This is a genomic window from Variovorax sp. PMC12 (assembly GCF_003019815.1).
Lineage (GTDB): Bacteria > Pseudomonadota > Gammaproteobacteria > Burkholderiales > Burkholderiaceae_C > Variovorax.
On record NZ_CP027773.1, the window covers coordinates 3,067,352 to 3,083,248 of the forward strand.

13 protein-coding genes are annotated in these 15,897 nt (G+C 69.1%); 12 read left to right on the forward strand and 1 reads right to left on the reverse strand.

What is annotated here, in order from left to right; all coding sequences use genetic code 11:
* The first annotated feature begins 33 nt into the window (after positions 1–33).
* From C4F17_RS14335 to C4F17_RS14365, 7 genes are all read left to right on the forward strand, one after another.
* The gene (locus C4F17_RS14335; RefSeq protein WP_081271438.1) at positions 34–687 is read left to right on the forward strand and encodes a hypothetical protein; all 654 of its coding nucleotides are present in this window, start codon (positions 34–36) and stop codon (positions 685–687) included.
* On the forward strand, positions 684–2,072 hold the full coding sequence (locus C4F17_RS14340; RefSeq protein WP_081271439.1) for a sigma 54-interacting transcriptional regulator: 1,389 nt from the start codon (positions 684–686) through the stop codon (positions 2,070–2,072). Before C4F17_RS14335 ends, C4F17_RS14340 begins: the two co-directional genes overlap by 4 nt.
* A gap of 193 nt (positions 2,073–2,265) precedes the next feature.
* On the forward strand, positions 2,266–2,469 hold the full coding sequence (locus C4F17_RS14345) for a hypothetical protein (protein WP_081271440.1): 204 nt from the start codon (positions 2,266–2,268) through the stop codon (positions 2,467–2,469).
* 5 nt (positions 2,470–2,474) lie between these two features.
* Positions 2,475–4,481, forward strand: a complete 2,007-nt coding sequence (gene mdoH, locus C4F17_RS14350; protein WP_106935675.1) for a glucans biosynthesis glucosyltransferase MdoH — start codon at positions 2,475–2,477, stop codon at positions 4,479–4,481.
* Between the two features lie 100 nt (positions 4,482–4,581).
* The gene (locus tag C4F17_RS14355) at positions 4,582–6,975 is read left to right on the forward strand and encodes a glucose/quinate/shikimate family membrane-bound PQQ-dependent dehydrogenase (protein ID WP_106935676.1); all 2,394 of its coding nucleotides are present in this window, start codon (positions 4,582–4,584) and stop codon (positions 6,973–6,975) included.
* A 280-nt stretch (positions 6,976–7,255) separates the two neighbouring features.
* Positions 7,256–8,152 carry an RNA ligase family protein gene (locus C4F17_RS14360; protein WP_106935677.1) on the forward strand — a complete coding sequence of 299 codons (897 nt, stop codon included), beginning with the start codon at positions 7,256–7,258 and terminating at the stop codon, positions 8,150–8,152.
* On the forward strand, positions 8,149–9,288 hold the full coding sequence (locus C4F17_RS14365; RefSeq protein ID WP_106935678.1) for an AAA family ATPase: 1,140 nt from the start codon (positions 8,149–8,151) through the stop codon (positions 9,286–9,288). The genes C4F17_RS14360 and C4F17_RS14365 overlap by 4 nt, the downstream gene beginning before the upstream one ends.
* Before the next feature lie 83 nt (positions 9,289–9,371).
* Here the strand turns inward: C4F17_RS14365 and ffh are convergent, their stop codons facing one another.
* Positions 9,372–10,760, reverse strand: a complete 1,389-nt coding sequence (gene ffh / locus C4F17_RS14370) for a signal recognition particle protein (protein WP_081270256.1) — start codon at positions 10,758–10,760, stop codon at positions 9,372–9,374.
* 183 nt (positions 10,761–10,943) lie between these two features.
* Between ffh and C4F17_RS14375 the strand changes: the two genes are divergently transcribed.
* From C4F17_RS14375 to ampD, 5 genes are read left to right on the forward strand one after another with little or no spacing between them, the layout of a single operon-like run.
* A complete protein-coding gene (locus C4F17_RS14375; RefSeq protein ID WP_081270255.1) occupies positions 10,944–11,759 on the forward strand; it encodes a cytochrome C assembly family protein in 816 nt (271 codons plus the stop codon).
* Complete coding sequence (locus C4F17_RS14380; protein WP_081270254.1) at positions 11,756–12,019, forward strand: PP0621 family protein; 264 nt, start codon at positions 11,756–11,758, stop codon at positions 12,017–12,019. The genes C4F17_RS14375 and C4F17_RS14380 overlap by 4 nt, the downstream gene beginning before the upstream one ends.
* Before the next feature lie 19 nt (positions 12,020–12,038).
* Positions 12,039–13,736 carry a two-component system sensor histidine kinase NtrB gene (locus C4F17_RS14385; RefSeq protein WP_106935679.1) on the forward strand — a complete coding sequence of 566 codons (1,698 nt, stop codon included), beginning with the start codon at positions 12,039–12,041 and terminating at the stop codon, positions 13,734–13,736.
* Positions 13,737–13,740: 4 nt separating this feature from the next.
* Positions 13,741–15,291, forward strand: coding sequence for a sigma-54-dependent transcriptional regulator (locus C4F17_RS14390; protein ID WP_106935680.1), 1,551 nt, complete (start codon positions 13,741–13,743; stop codon positions 15,289–15,291).
* A complete protein-coding gene (ampD, locus tag C4F17_RS14395; RefSeq protein ID WP_106935681.1) occupies positions 15,278–15,892 on the forward strand; it encodes a 1,6-anhydro-N-acetylmuramyl-L-alanine amidase AmpD in 615 nt (204 codons plus the stop codon). The genes C4F17_RS14390 and ampD overlap by 14 nt, the downstream gene beginning before the upstream one ends.
* Positions 15,893–15,897 lie beyond the last annotated feature (5 nt).

A 15,897-nucleotide genomic window follows, 5' to 3' on the forward strand; every position in this document is an offset into this window, starting at 1 on the left:
TGCCTGACCGCCCCGCGTCCTCTTTTTCGACCCATGTCTTTTTCGTTCGTCCGCAGTTCCATCTTCGCCGGGGCCATGGCCGTGCCATTCGCCCTGCTGCTGACCGCCTGCTCCACGCAACCCAAGCCGCCGCCGGAAGCCGATGCGCTGCCGCCGCCCGTGGTCCTGCCGCGCGTGATGCCGGTCGAGGCCGAACCCAAGGCGCCCGCCACGCAGCCGGCCTCGCTCTTCACGCTGATGACGCAGGGGCCCGTGGCCGCCATGCTGTCGTATGCCGACAAGGTGCGCCCGCTGAACGGCGCCGACCTGAGCGCCGAGATCGCGCGCATCGGCGACCCCGGCGATTCGCCCACCACCCAGATGCAGCTGGCGCTGCTGCTTTCGCAGACGCGAACGCCGGCCGACCTGGCGCGCGCCCTGGGCCTGCTGCAGCGCGTGAACGCCAACCCGTCGCCCGAGGCGCAGGCCCTGCAGCCGCTGTCGCGCGCCCTGGCCGCGCGCTACGTGGAACAGCGCCGCGTCGAGGACGACCGCGACAAGCAGGCGCAGCAGCTGCGCGACAGCCAGCGCCGCATCGACCAGTTGAACGACCGCATCGAGGCGCTGCGCGCCATCGAACGCAGCTTCGCCCGGCCCAACACGCTGCCGGCCAACCCACCTCCCAACGGAAGCAGATCCAGCCAATGAGCACTACCGGCGCCCGCCTCCTCGTGGTCGACGACGACCCGGACATGCTGCGGCTGCTCTCGATGCGGCTGAGCTCGGCGGGTTACCAGGTCACGGCCGTGACCTCGGCCGAAACCGCGCTCACCCAGCTCGAGATCGAGCATCCGCAACTGGTGCTGAGCGACGTGCGCCTGCCCGGGCGCGACGGCCTCCAGCTGTTCGACGAGATCCGCAAGCGCCATCCGTCGCTGCCCGTCATCCTGCTGACCGCGCACGGCACCATCCCCGACGCGGTCGAGGCCACGGCGCGCGGCGTGTTCACCTACCTCACCAAGCCCTACGACGGCCGCGAGCTGCTCGACAAGATCTCCCAGGCGCTGGCCCTCGGCGCGCCGACCACCACGCCGAGCAAGACCGGCGACGACAGCTGGCGCTCCGAGATCGTGAGCCGCAGCAACCGCATGGCCGAGCTGCTGGCCGAGGCGCGCATGGTGGCCAAGTCGGATGCTTCGGTGCTGCTGCGCGGCGACTCCGGCGCCGGCAAGGAACTGCTGGCGCGTGCCATCCACAAGGCCAGCGCGCGCGCCGACAAGCCTTTCGTGGCGGTCAATTGCGGCGCCATCCCCGAGGCGCTGCTCGAGTCGGAGCTGTTCGGCCACATGAAGGGCGCCTTCACCGACGCCCATGCCAACCACAAGGGCCTGTTCCAGCAGGCCGACGGCGGCACGCTGCTGCTCGACGAAATCGGGGACATGCCGCCCGCCCTGCAGGTCAAGCTGCTGCGCGTGCTGCAGGAGCGCGCGGTGCGCCCGCTGGGCGCGAGCCAGTCGATCCAGGTCGACGTGCGCATCGTCTCGGCCACCCATCGCGACCTCGACGCCGCGATGGAAGCCGGGCAGTTCCGCGAAGACCTCTATTACCGCCTGAACGTGGTGACGCTCACGCTGCCGCCGCTGTCGGCGCGGCGCGAAGACATCCCGCTGCTGGCCAACCACTTCCTGCAGCGGCTGTCGACCAAGTACGGCAAGCGGCTGTCGGGTTTCGCGCCCGAGGCGCTGAAGGCGCTGACCACGGCCGCCTGGCCGGGCAACGTGCGCCAGCTGTTCAACGTGGTGGAGCAGGTGTGCGCGCTGTCGAGCTCGCCGCTGATCCCGCTGGCGCTGGTGCAGCGCGCGCTGCGCGTGCCCAGCGTCGAGGTCCAGACCTATGCCGAGGCCAAGCAGCGCTTCGAGCGCGACTACCTTGTCGGCCTGCTCAAGCTGACGGACGGCAACGTGGCCGACGCAGCCCGCCTGGCCGACCGGAATCGCACGGAGTTCTACCGGCTGTTGCAGAAGCACGAGCTCACGCCCGGGCACTTCAAGGCCGACGCTGTCGCTGGGGGTAGCGACCCTGTCGCCGAGTAGCGACGCAGCTAAGTCGTTGATTTGTATAGCCAAACCGCACGAGCCCGGCAGGCTTGTCGGGATTCAGCGACAAATTCGGGGGTTTTGGGGGCCGCCAGCCCGCCTCCACCGTCAAAACGGCATCCAGATCGGCCCAAGTCGTTGATCTGAAAGCGTTTTTCCAGCCTGGCACAGGGTTTGCCCCTGTACAGGCATGACAGCACTCACCAGCCCATCTTTCGCACTGCGCCAGCAGCGCGACGGCCTGCGTCAAAAGCAGTTTTCCCCCTCGCGGCCCCGCGCCGCGGGTCATTCGCTGGCCGCGCTCGCAAGCGCAGGCGGCGCCGCTACCGATTGCGTCTTCAAGCGCCTTCCGGCCATTGGCGACACCCCTTCCCTCGACAAGCAACGTTGGTAAATCACATGAAGCCAAACGACTTTTCGCATCTGAATGTTCTGGCGGAGACCGACTTCGCACACCGCAGCCCGGTGCGCGAGGAACGCCACCCCAACGCCGTCACCGCGCCCCCCATCAACCGCGGCTCGATGGTGCCCCGCCCCTGGCGCGGTTTCTGGAACAGCCTCGGCACCGCCGCGCTCGTGAAGCTGGGCGCCGGCCGCGACGCCGAAACCCAGGCCGCCACTGAAACCAAGCAACCCTGGCAACGTGCCGCCGCCCGGCGCCGCCTCGCCTTCATGATGCTCATCCTGCTGAGCACCGTGATCGCGTCGTCGCTGTTCGCCAGCGTGCAACCCGACTACGACAACGTCTGGCTCGAATACGGCCAGATCGGCCTCTACGGCCTGCTGTCCGGCTGGGTCGTCACCGGCTTCGTGACCGCCCTCATGGGCTTCTACGTTTCGGTGCGCGGTGACAAGCACGCGCTGTCGGCCAAGCAGGTCGCCAACCATCCGATGAACCCCGAGGCACGCACGGCGATCATCATGCCGATCTGCAACGAGGACGTGGCCACCGTATTCGCCGGCCTGCGCGCCACCTGCGAATCCGTCGCTGCCACCGGCCACGCCAAGCAGTTCGACGTGTTCGTGCTGTCCGACAGCTACAACCCCGAGACCGCCGCCGCCGAACGCGCCGCCTGGGAAGACCTACGCGCCGCGCTGGCCGAAAGCCCGAACCAGCCGCAGGTCGAGGTGTACTACCGCCTGCGCACCCGCCGCACGCACCGCAAGGCCGGCAACGTGGCCGACTTCTGCCGCCGCTGGGGCAAGGACTACCGCTACATGGTCGTGCTCGACGCCGACTCGGTGATGAGCGGCGACTGCCTGACCTCGATGGTCAAGCTGATGGAAGCCAACCCGAGCGCCGGCATCATCCAGACCGCGACGCAGGCCATCGGCCACGTCACGCTGCACGCCCGCGCACAGCAATTCGCTTCCCGTGTGACGGGCCGCCTGTTCACGCTGGGCATGCAGTTCTGGCAACTGGGCGAATCGCACTACTGGGGCCACAACGCCATCATCCGCGTCGAGCCCTTCATGAAGCATTGCGCGCTGGCCCCGATCAAGGGCACCGGCGGCATGTCGGGCGGCATCATGTCGCACGACTTCGTGGAAGCCGCGCTGATGCGCCGTGCCGGCTACAACGTGTGGCTGGTGTCCGACCTGGTCGGCAGCTACGAGCAGCAACCGCCGGACCTGCTGGCCGAGCTGCAACGCGACCGCCGCTGGTGCCAGGGCAACCTGCAGAACGCCCGCCTGATGGCCGAACCCGGCATCCACTCGGTGCACCGCGCAATGTTCGTGACCGGCACCATGGCTTATGTCTCGGCTCCGCTGTGGCTTGCCTTCCTGACGCTGGGCACCGCCCTGTGGCTGAGCGGTTCGAGCATCGTGTCGAGCTGGAACGTGCTGCCCGCCGAACTGGCCGGCCTGTGGGTCTGGACCCTGTGCCTGCTGTTCCTGCCGCGCGTGCTGGGCATCGCCGCCGTGCTGATGCGCGGTGAACAACGCCAGTACGGCGGTGTGTGGGGCCTGGTGAAGAGCTCCGCGCTCGAAAGCTTCCTGGCCATCGTGCAGGCTCCGGTCCGCATGCTCGCGCACTCGCTGTTCGTGGTGGTGGCCCTCACCGGCATCAAGCTCGACTGGAAGTCGCCCCCGCGTGAAGCCGCCGCCGTGCCGTGGAAGATCGCCGCCTCGCAGCTGGCTCCCATGACGCTGGTGATCGCCGCCCTGGCCGTCGGCGTCGCCCTGATCGACCCGAGCGCGCTGATCTGGCTCATGCCGGTCGGCCTGCCGCTGCTGCTGGCGATTCCGCTGACCGTGCTGACCAGCCAGATCGCGCTGGGTACCACGCTGCGCGACCGCGGCTTCCTGCTGATTCCCGAGGAATCGCGCTCGCCGGCCGTGCTGCGCCGCGCCTGGATGCACGCGGTGCGCCTGGCCCGTCCGGCCGCACTGGCGACCGCATGATGCGCTGAAGCATCCAAGCCTCCCCCCAAGAAGCCGGCCATTGCGCCGGCTTTTTTCATGGCAGACTGGAACGTCAGGCCAGCACAAGGGGTTCGGTTCCATGGAACAAAGACGAAGGCCGCTCGCGGTGTCGATCGGGCTGATCGCGCTCGGTGCGCTCACGATGCTGATGGGCGCCTTCCTCGCGGTCGGCGGCGCCTACCTCGCGGCCCTGGGCGGCAGTTGGTACTTCGTGCTGGCCGGCCTTGCGCTGCTGGTTTCGGGCCTGCTCGTTGCCAGGCACCGGCCGACCGGCGCCTGGCTCTTCGCATTGACGCTGGTGGGCACTGCGGTGTGGGCCGTGCGGGATGCGGGTTGGAATTTCTGGCCGCTGGTGTCGCGGCTGGTGGCGTTCGGCGTGCTGGGCGTGCTGGTGGCGCTGGCCTACCCGGCGCTGGTGCGCGTGCCAGGCGCCAGGGTCGTGCGCGGGGCGCGCGTCGTTGCGGCGCTGCTGGCTGTTGCCCTGGTGCTGGTCGGCGGCTATGCCTTCGTGCCGGCCGCGGTGGTCGTCGCGCAAGGCCCCGTGCCTGCGGTCGTGCCGGTCAAGCCCGAAGCCGCGCAGAAGGAATGGCGCCACTGGGGCAACACCACGGCGGGCGACCGCTTCGCGGCGCTCGACCAGATCACCAGGGACAACGTCGACCAGTTGAAGGTCGCATGGACCGCCCACACCGGCGACGTGCCGCAGAGCAACGGCTCGGGCGCGGAAGACCAGAACACGCCACTGCAGATCGGCACCACCGTGTACGTGTGCACGGCCTACAGCAAGATCGTCGCGCTCGACGCGGACACCGGCGCCGAACTCTGGCGCTACGACCCCAAGGCCGCCGCCCCCAACTGGCAGCGCTGCCGCGGGCTCGGCTATCACGACCAGGACGGGCTCGCGGCAGGCGCGACGCCCACGCCCGGCAGCACGCCGGGTGCCTGCCGCCAGCGCCTGCTGCTGCCCACCATCGACGCCCGCCTGATCGCCGTCGATGCCGTCACCGGCAAGCCCTGCGCCGATTTCGGCAGACAGGGCGTCGTCGATCTCAAGGCCGGCATGGGCGAAGTGAAGGACGGCTACTACCAGCAGACATCGACACCGCTGGTCGCTGGCGACCTGGTGGTGGTGGGCGGCCGCGTGGCCGACAACTTCTCGACCGACGAGCCGCCCGGCGTGGTGCGGGCCTACAACGCCGTCAGCGGCGAACTCGCCTGGGCCTGGGACCCGGGCAACCCGGCGGTCACGCGCCTGCCTCCGCCGGGCCAGACCTACACGCGCGGCACGCCCAATGTGTGGTCGGCCATGTCGTACGACCCGAAGCTCGGGCTCGTCTACCTGCCCACCGGCAACGCCACGCCCGACTTCTGGGCCGGCGAGCGCACGCCGTTCGACGACAAGTACAGCTCGTCGGTGGTCGCGCTCGACGCGAAGACGGGCAAGGTGCGCTGGAGCTTCCAGACCACCCACCACGACCTCTGGGACTTCGACCTGCCCGCGCAGCCGTTGCTCTACGACATTCCCGACGGCAAGGGCGGCACGCAGCCCGCGCTCGTGCAGGTCACCAAGCAGGGCGAGATCTTCATGCTCGACCGCGAGACCGGAAAGCCCATCGCCGAAGTGCAGGAGCGCCCCGTGCCGCAGGGCAACGTGCCCGGCGAGCGCTATTCGCCGACGCAGCCCTATTCGGTGGGCATGCCCTCGATCGGCAACAAGACACTGGCCGAATCCGATATGTGGGGCGCCACGCCCTTCGACCAGCTGCTGTGCCGCATCGCCTTCAAGGGCATGCGCCACGAAGGCGTCTACACGCCGCCCGGCCTCGACCACGCGCTGCAGTTCCCGGGTTCGCTGGGCGGCATGAACTGGGGCAGCGTGTCGGTCGACCCGACCAGCAGCTACATGTTCGTGAACGACATGCGCCTCGGCCTCGCCAACTACCTGGTGCCGCGCGCGCAGATTCCGGCCGGCGCCAGCGGCATCGAGATGGGCGTGGTGCCGCAGGAAGGCACGCCCTTCGGCGCGATGCGCGAACGCTTCCTGTCGCAGCTGGGCATACCATGCCAGGCACCGCCCTTCGGCACGATGTCGGCCATCGACCTGAAGACACGCAAGCTGGTGTGGCAGGTGCCGGTGGGCACCGTGCGCGACACCGGCCCGCTCGGCATCCGCATGCACCTGCTGATACCGATCGGCATGCCGACGCTGGGCGCGTCGCTGGCCACGCAGTCGGGCCTGCTGTTCTTCGCGGGAACGCAGGACTTCTACCTGCGCGCATTCGACACCGCGACCGGCAAGGAAATCTGGAAGGCTCGCCTGCCGGTGGGCAGCCAGTCGGGGCCGATGACCTATGTGTCGCCCAAGACCGGCCGGCAGTATGTCGTGGTGGGCGCGGGCGGCGCGCGGCAGTCGCCGGACCGCGGCGACTATGTCATCGCCTACGCGCTGCCGGAAAAGAGCAAGGGCAAGTAAACAACAGGCCGCTTCACCGGCGGCGCTGTGTGCTTATAGAATCCGCGCCTTCCTTCAACCTCAGCCTTCACTGGAGCGCCAAGTGCCCCGATTCGCCGTCATCACCCTCTGACGCCGACAACACCACTTCATTGCTGGTCATGTCGGGCGCCAAGCTGCGTACCCGCTGACCAGACACGGCATCTTCACCGCCGTGGAAGTCGCTCCCGATCCCCCGGTCTCTTCCAGCTTCGCTCCCGCACGTTGTCGGTCCTTCCTGATTCGCATCCGGAGAACCAACGTGTTTACTCTCTCTTCCCTTTCATCGATCCCACTGCTCAAGTACCCGCGTACTGCGCACCTGGAAGGCTCCCGCCTGCAGGCGGGCGACACCGACGACGGCCAGACGCCGCTGTCCGGACTGCACGGCATGCACGTCGTCATCGAGGAAAAACTCGATGGCGCCAATGCCGCCGTGTCGTTCACCCCGGCGGGCGAACTGCTGCTGCAGTCGCGCGGCCACTACCTCGCGGGCGGCGCCGGCGAGCGCCAGTTCAACCTGTTCAAGCACTGGGCCGCGGCGCATGAAGCCGCATTGCTCGAGCGGCTCGAAGACCGCTACGTGATGTACGGCGAATGGTGCTTTGCCAAGCACAGCTGCTGGTACGACCGGCTGCCGGCGTTCTTCCTGGAGTTCGACCTCTACGACCGGCAGGCGCAGTGCTTTCTGTCGACGCCGGCACGGCATGCGCTGCTCGATGGCAGTCCGGTACTGCCGGTTCCTGTGCTCTACGAAGGCGAGATGCCGCGCCATGCAAAGGCACTGCAAGCGCTCGTGCGGCCTTCGCTGGCGCGCAGCGCACACTGGAAGACGGCATTCGAACAGGCAGTGGCGCATGAAGGCCAGCCGCTCGATCTCGTGCGCCAGCAGACCGACCTGTCCGAGCTCGCAGAGGGCCTGTATCTCAAGACGGAATCGGACGGCCGGGTGACGGGCCGCTACAAGTGGGTCCGCCCGGACTTCGTGCAGACCATCCTGGACTCGGGCTCGCACCACAGCCGCAGGCCGGTGCTGCCGAACAAACTGGCGCCGGGCGCCGACCTCTACGCGCCGACGCCGCAAATGACGTGGCAAGACCTGGGCCTGCGCACCTTGCGCGACCCCGCCGAACTCGCAACCGCAAGGAGGACGCGATGACTCACGACGACCTGCGCGCCCTGGTGCCCGCGCCCGGCAACGGCGCCGACTGGGCGCAATGCTGCGAACTGCTGCCGGCCTTGCTGCGCCTCGAAGAGACGCCGCAAGACCCGTACTACCACGCCGAAGGCAACGTCGGCATCCACACGCGCATGGTGCTCGACGCCCTGATGCAGGACGCGCACTACCGGCGCGCCGATGCCGACGGCCGCTTCGTGCTGTTCATGGCCTGCCTGCTGCACGACATTGCCAAGCCCGACACCACGGTGATCGACGAAGCCAGCGGCCGCATCGGCCAGCCGGGCCATTCGCGGCGCGGCTCGGTCGATGTGCGCGTGCTGATGTGGAAGGCCCGCGTGCCGTTCGCGTTGCGCGAAGCCGTCTGCCGGATCATCGCCGTGCACCAGCTGCCGTTCCATGCCTTCGCCTCGCGCAAGGGCGTGCGGCCTGAATGGCTGGTCCACAAGCTTTCGTGGGAGCTGAGCCTGCCCGACCTGTGCTGCGTGGCGCGCTGCGACATGCTGGGGCGCCACTATGAAAAGCGTGCCGACAGCATGGCCGACATCGCGCTGTTCGAAGAACTCGCGCAGGAAGAAGGCTGCTGGAAAGGCCCGCGCCAGATGGCCGACGCCCACACGCGCCTGGCCTACTTCCGCGGCGCCGACACCAGCCCCGACTACCCGCTGTTCCAGAACCCGGGCTCCCGGGTGACGGTGATGTGCGGCCTGCCGGCCAGCGGCAAGAACCACTGGGTGGCGCAGCACCGCAAGGGATGGCCGGTGGTTTCCTTCGACGATGCGCGGACCGAACTGGGCCTCAGGCACGGCGAGAACGACGGCATGGCGGCGCACCATGCGGTCGACCAGGCCAAGGCGCTGCTGCGCAGGCACGAGCGCTTCGTCTGGAACGCCACGCACCTGAGCCAGCAGATGCGCACCAAGACGCTCGATCTGCTGTGGGCCTACCACGCGCAGATCGAGCTGGTGTACCTGGAGGTGCCGCACGCCGAGCTGATGCGCCGCAACCGAGAGCGCGACACGACGCTGTCGAACGCGGGCATCGAGCGCATGCTGCACCGCTGGGAGCTGCCGGCCCCGGTGGAAACGCACGAGACGGTCTACGAGGTACAGACCTGAAATGCAGACCTGAAAGACAGAGGGCCCGCCGGTGCGAACCGGCGGGCCCTCTTATATATATGTGCGTGCGTGGAGTGCGCCGCTCAGAACGGCAGCTTCGGCCCGCCGGGACCACCCATCCCGCCCATGCCCTTCATGCCGCCCATGCGCTTCATCATCTTCATGAGGCCGCCGCCCTTCATCTTCTTCATCATTCCCTGCATCTGCTCGAACTCGTTGAGCAGGCGGTTCACTTCCTGGACCTGCACGCCGGCACCGGCGGCGATGCGGCGCTTGCGTGTGGCCTTCAGCAGCTCGGGCTTGCGGCGCTCCAGCGGCGTCATGCTGTTGATGATGCCTTCCTTGCGGCGGATGTCGCGCTCGGCGCGGGTCATGTCGGCTTCGGTGGCCTTGGCGGCCATCTGCGCGGGCAGCTTGTCCATCAGGCTGGAGAGGCCGCCCATCTGCTTCATCTGCTGCAGCTGGCCGAGGAAGTCGTTCAGGTCGAAGCCCGCGCCGCTCTTGACCTTGGCCGCGAGCTTCTGCGCCGCCGCCACGTCCACGCCGGCCGTGACCTGCTCGACCAGCGCGACGATGTCGCCCATGCCCAGGATGCGGCCCGCGTGGCGCTCGGCGTCGAACACTTCCAGGCCGTCGATCTTCTCGCTCACGCCGGCGAACTTGATCGGCACGCCCGTGACCTGGCGCACCGACAGCGCCGCACCGCCGCGCGAATCGCCGTCGGTCTTGGTCAGGATGATGCCGGTGAGCGGCAGCGCCTCCTTGAAGGCCTTGGCGGTGTTGATCGCGTCCTGGCCCTGCATGGCGTCAACCACGAACAGGGTTTCGACCGGGTCGAGCGCCGCGTGCAGCTGCTTGATTTCGGCCATCAGCACTTCGTCGATGGCCAGGCGGCCGGCCGTGTCGACCAGCAGCACGTCGAAATAGTGGCGCTTGGCGTGGTCGAGCGCGGCGCGCGCGATGTCCAGCGGCTTCTGGTCGGGCGTGCTCGGGAACCACTCGGCGCCGGCCTGCTTGGTCACGGTCTTGAGCTGCTCGATGGCGGCGGGGCGATACACGTCGCCCGACACGGTGAGCACCTTCTTCTTGCGCTTCTCGATCAGGTGCTTGGCCAGCTTGGCGGTGGTGGTCGTCTTGCCGGCGCCCTGCAGGCCGGCCATGAGGATCACCGCCGGCGGCTGGGCCGCGAGGTTGATGTCGGACACGCCCTCGCCCATGGTGGCGGCAAGCTCGCGGTTGACGATGCCGACCAGCGCCTGGCCCGGCTTGAGCGAACCCAGCACTTCCTGGCCGAGCGCCTTTTCCTTCACGCGGGCGACGAAGTCGCGCACCACGGGCAGCGCCACGTCGGCTTCCAGCAGCGCCATGCGCACTTCGCGCAGCATGTCCTGCACGTTGCTTTCGGTGATGCGCGCCTGGCCGCTCATCGTCTTGACGAGGCGGGAGAACTTTTCTGTGAGGGCGGTGGCCATGAAAGAAATACCTTGTTGTCCGCTAGCGCGAACCGATGAAAAGTCGGGGAATCTGAAGCCGGTCGCGGGCGCTGCCCATTCGCGAAACACCGCAGAACCGGCTTCGCCGGGCCGCTGGTGTTGCCCCCGGTAGGGGGAGGCGCAGCAACGCGAAGCCTGGGGGCGAGCCATTACACTTCACCGATGATTTTAGCGATCCCCTCTCCACTCGGCGTGGCGCTGGGCATCGCCACCGCCGTGGCCTACGGATTTGTCGCCGCCGCCGGGGCCCGGATGAGCCGCCAGGCGACCCAATGGGCCCTCGGCATTGCGTGGCTTTTACACGCCCTGGCACTGGCTCACGGCCTCATGGGCAGCGAGCCGCGCTTCGGTTTCGCGCCCGCGCTGTCGGTCACGGCGTGGCTGGTGCTCACCGTCTATGCGATCGAAAGCCGCATGTATCCCCAGCTCAAGGTGCGGCGCGCGCTTGCCTGGCTGGGCGCGGCCGCGGTGCTGCTGGCCATACTGTTCGCGGGCACGCCGCTGCACGTCTCGGCCTCGCCATGGCTGCCGCTGCACCTGGCGCTGGGCATCGCCTCGTACGGCCTGTTCGGCGCCGCGGTCGTGCATGCCTGGCTGATCACCCGCGCCGAAAAGCAGATCCGCCTGGCCACCGCCGAACCCCATCAGGGTGGCGTGCCGCTGCTCACGCTCGAACGCCTCACCTTCCGTTTCGTCACCGCCGGCTTCGTGCTGCTCTCGGCCACGCTGCTGGCCGGCCTGCTGTTCAGCGAGCAGCTCTACGGCACCGCCGGCCGCTTCTGGAAGTGGGACCACAAGACCACCTTCTCGGTGCTCGCCTGGCTCACCTTCGCCGTCCTGCTGATCGGCCGGGTCCGCTTCGGCTGGCGCGGCCGCACCGCGCGCCGCGTGCTGTATGCCGGCTCCGCCCTGCTGCTGCTGGCCTACGTGGGCTCGCGCTTCGTGCTCGAAGTGGTGCTCGCTCGTCCTCCTGTATGAAATACCTCCTCGTCCTCGCGGTGCTCTGGGTCGCGATCTGGCTTTGGCGCAAGAACCGGCGCGAAGAAATGCGCGACGCGATGCGCGAGCGCGCGGCCAAGGCGCAGCAGCGCCCGCCCACCCCGGTCGGACCGCCCCAGGCCATGGTGCGCTGCGCCCATTGCGGACTGCACCTGCCCGCGACCGACGCCATCGCCGGGCCGGGCGGCGCTGTCTACTGCAGCACCGCGCACCGCGACGCCGCCACCGTGAGCCGCTGACCACGCGGCGCCTTCGCCAATGAGTTCTCCCCTCTGGTCGCGCGGCGAGCCTGTCACCGACTGGGACGTGCTCGAGCTCGGCGGCAGCGAAAGCACCGCCCTCATCCGGCTGTGGCGCGGCTTCATGGCCGCGCGTTGCTTCGTCGCGCTGGTGCTGGTGCTGCTTCAGGGCGTGGCCTTTGCGCTCGGGCAGACGATGCAGCCGCTGGCCATCGGGATTTCCGCCGTCTACCTGGTCACTGCCTGGCTGACCATGCGCTACACGCGCCTGCAGCCGCCGATCCGGGGCTTCACCGCGCCGTGGCTGCTCACCGTCGGCGTCGACCTGGCCGCCTTCACCACGCTGCAGGTGATGCAGGGCGGCAACGTCAACTACACGCCGCTGTTCGCGCTGCCGGTGCTCATGAGCGCGGTGCTCGGCACGGTGGTGGTGGGCCTGGGCACCACGTCCACCGTCACGCTGCTGCTGCTGGCCGACGCGGGCTGGCACTGGCTGCAGCAGCCCGTCGACTCGTCGGGCCGCTTCGTGCAGGCGGCGCTCACCGGCACCGGGCTTTTCGTGGTGGCCCTGCTGGCGCACGAACTGGCACGCCGGCTCGCGCGCGAAGAGGCGGTGGCGCAGCGCAACCGCAGCAGCGCGCAGATGCAGGCGCAGGTCAACGACCTGGTGATCGAGACGCTGAGCGAAGGCGTGCTGGTGATCGACGCCGAAGGGCTGGTGCACGCGGCCAACCCGGCGGCCGACGCGATCCTCGGGCAGGGGCTGGCGAAGCTGACGCTGCCTTTCCCCCTGCACGCACAGCCCGCCTGGCATGCGCTGGCCGCGCTGGCGCGCCAGACCTTCGCGCGCCGGGCGCCCCAGTCGGAAGAAATTCCGGTGGCGCAGGCGCGCGGCGCGGCCCGCGAGGTGCGCGTGCGCACCCGGCTCACACCCGCCGACGACAAGCGGCTCGACAGCCTGTGCGTGATGTTCCTGCAGGACTTACGTGAACTCGAGGCCCGCATCCGCACCGAGAAGCTGGCGGCGATGGGCCGCATGTCCGCCGCGGTCGCCCATGAAATCCGCAATCCGCTGGCCGCCATCACGCAGGCCAGCGCGCTGCTCAACGAAGACCTGACCGACCCCGCGCACCGCAAGCTCACGAGCATGGTGCAGCACAACGCGCAGCGGCTCGCGCGCATCGTGGACGACGTGCTCGACGTTTCCCGGGCGCGCCAGCAGCGCGTGCTGTCGCTGGGCGAGCAGGTCGTGCTCGACCCCGCGGTGCAGGTGCTGGCCGAGGAATGGATCCGCCAGACGCAGCGCAAGGGCGTGCAGGTGTCGCTCGATGCGGCTGGCAGCGACGTGCGTTTCGACGCCGAGCACCTGCGCCGGCTGCTGGTGAACCTGCTCGACAACGCATCGCGCTACGCCGGCAAGCGCGAAGGCTCGATCCAGGTGCTGACCAGCCTTCAGCGCGGCACCTCGGGCCGCCCCGCCCTGATGGTGTGGAGCGACGGCGCGCCGCTGGAGCCCGCGGTGCAGCGGCACCTGTTCGAGCCGTTTTTCTCGTCGGAAAGCCGCTCCAGCGGACTCGGCCTGTTCCTGTGCCGCGAGCTGTGCCGGCGCCACGGCGCCACCATCGGCTACGAGCGGCGCGCGATGGTCCAGGGCGGCCCGGAGGGCAACGAATTCTTCGTGAGCTTCGCCGCCAGCGAAAACCGGCTGACACAATAGCGCCGTGAGCATTCCCACCCCTTCCACTCAGCGGCCGGCGCAGATCCTGGTCATCGACGACGAACCCGACCTGCGCACGCTTTACGAGCTGACGCTGCTGCGCGAGGGCTATCGCGTCGAGGCCGCGGGCAGCGTGTCCGAGGCATGGCAGCACCTGGAGGCGGGCCGCTTCGACGCGGTCATCACCGACATGCGGCTGCCCGACGGACAGGGCATGGAAATCATCCACCGCATACAGAAGGAGCAGCGCAGCGAGCGCTGCGTGGTGATGACGGCCTACGGCTCGGCCGAGAATGCGGTCGAGGCGCTGAAGGCAGGCGCCTTCGACTACCTCACGAAGCCCGTCGATCTCAAGCAGTTCCGCGCCGTGGTCGCTTCCGCCGTGCAGGCGCGCAATGCCGCGCAGCAGCCGGCCAGGTCGGCGCCTGCCGCGGCGGCGGGCAACAACAACGATGCGCCGGTGGCCATGTCGGACAGCGGCGCCGCCGCGCTCGAGCGCCTCGTCGGCGATTCGGAGCCCATGCGCCTCGTCAAGTCGCGCATCGCAAAGGTGGCGCGCGGCATGGCGCCGGTGCTGGTGCGCGGCGAGTCCGGCACCGGCAAGGAACTGGTGGCGCGCGCGGTGCACGCCTGCAGCCAGCGCAGCGACGGCCCGTTCGTGGCCGTCAACTGCGGCGCGATTCCCGAGAACCTGCTCGAGGCCGAATTCTTCGGCGCCCGCAAGGGCTCCTACACCGGCTCGGCGCAAGACCGCGACGGCTACTTCCAGGCAGCGCGAGGCGGCACGCTGTTCCTCGACGAAATCGGCGACCTGCCGCTGGCCATGCAGTCGAAGCTGCTGCGCGCGATCCAGGAGCGCAGCGTGCGTTCGATCGGCTCCACGCAGGAAGACGCGGTCGACGTGCGCATCGTCAGCGCCACCCACAAGGACCTTCATTCAGAGGTGCAGGCCGGCCGCTTCCGGCAAGACCTGTTCTACCGGCTCAACGTGATCGAGATCGCGGTGCCCGCGCTGCGTGACCGCCGCGAAGACCTGCCCGCGCTGTGCGCCGCACTGCTGTCGCGCATTGCGCACGAGGCCGGAATGCCGGTGCCGCACCTGTCGGACGACCTGCTGCGCCGGCTCGGCATGCACCCGCTCGACGGCAACGTGCGCGAACTCGAGAACCTGCTGCACCGCGCGGTCGCGCTGAACGACGGCGACGAGCTGCACCTCGACCTGATGGGCGGCTTCACCGCCTCCGCCGAAGCCGCCGCGTCCGCGCCGGCGCCGCTGATGCCGGAGATCACGACGCCCGCCATGCTCATGCCGGCTCCCGCGCCGGTTGCGCCGCCCAAGCCCGCGCCGCCGCCGCTGCCGTCCGACCTGCAGGCCTACCTCGACCAGCAGGAGCGCGAGATTCTCGTGCGCGCGCTGCACGACAGCGGCTTCAACCGCACCGCCGCCGCCGCGCGGCTCGGCATGAGCCTGCGCCAGATCCGCTACCGCATCGCGCGCCTGGGCATCACCACGCCCAACGGCGACGATGGCGCGAGCAGCCATGCCGACGACTGAAGGCACCGCAGGCGGCAACGACGACGGTGCGCTCTGGCAGGCCGGCTGGTACCGCTTCGCGAAGGCGCTGCCCTCTCCGAACTTCGGCCCCCGCCCCGCGGGCGCGAATACCGACCTCGTCGTGATCCATTCGATCAGCCTGCCGCCCGGCGAGTACGGCGGCGACGCTGTGCAGCGGCTCTTCACCAACCGGCTCGACTGGGACGCGCACCCCTACTTCCAGTCGATCCGCGGGCTCGAGGTGTCCTCGCATTTCTACGTGCGCCGCAACGGCGAGCTCTGGCAGTTCGTGAGCTGCGACGACCGCGCCTGGCATGCCGGCGTGTCGTCGTGGCGCGGCCGCGGCAACTGCAACGACGACTCGGTCGGCATCGAGCTCGAAGGCCTCGAGGGCCAGTTGTTCGACGCGCCGCAATACGAGACGCTCGCGAGCCTGTGCGCCGCGATCGCGCAGCACTATCCCATCGCCCACATCGCCGGCCACGAGCACATCGCGCCGGGCCGCAAGCAAGACCCCGGCGCCGGTTTCGACTGGCGCCTGCTGCGCGAGCAATTGGGCTGGAGTCCACAAATGTTTCCTGCACAGGTGGTGCAGCGCTAATTTTT

Coding starts and splice junctions, on each gene's coding strand:
- C4F17_RS14365 (WP_106935678.1), top strand. CDS start 8,149: ATGACTCACGACGACCTGCGCGCCCTGGTGCCCGCGCCCGGCAACGGC.
- C4F17_RS14375 (WP_081270255.1), top strand. CDS start 10,944: ATGATTTTAGCGATCCCCTCTCCACTCGGCGTGGCGCTGGGCATCGCC.
- C4F17_RS14385 (WP_106935679.1), top strand. CDS start 12,039: ATGAGTTCTCCCCTCTGGTCGCGCGGCGAGCCTGTCACCGACTGGGAC.
- C4F17_RS14380 (WP_081270254.1), top strand. CDS start 11,756: ATGAAATACCTCCTCGTCCTCGCGGTGCTCTGGGTCGCGATCTGGCTT.
- mdoH (WP_106935675.1), top strand. CDS start 2,475: ATGAAGCCAAACGACTTTTCGCATCTGAATGTTCTGGCGGAGACCGAC.
- C4F17_RS14335 (WP_081271438.1), top strand. CDS start 34: ATGTCTTTTTCGTTCGTCCGCAGTTCCATCTTCGCCGGGGCCATGGCC.
- C4F17_RS14345 (WP_081271440.1), top strand. CDS start 2,266: ATGACAGCACTCACCAGCCCATCTTTCGCACTGCGCCAGCAGCGCGAC.
- C4F17_RS14340 (WP_081271439.1), top strand. CDS start 684: ATGAGCACTACCGGCGCCCGCCTCCTCGTGGTCGACGACGACCCGGAC.
- ffh (WP_081270256.1), bottom strand. CDS start 10,760: ATGGCCACCGCCCTCACAGAAAAGTTCTCCCGCCTCGTCAAGACGATG.
- ampD (WP_106935681.1), top strand. CDS start 15,278: ATGCCGACGACTGAAGGCACCGCAGGCGGCAACGACGACGGTGCGCTC.
- C4F17_RS14355 (WP_106935676.1), top strand. CDS start 4,582: ATGGAACAAAGACGAAGGCCGCTCGCGGTGTCGATCGGGCTGATCGCG.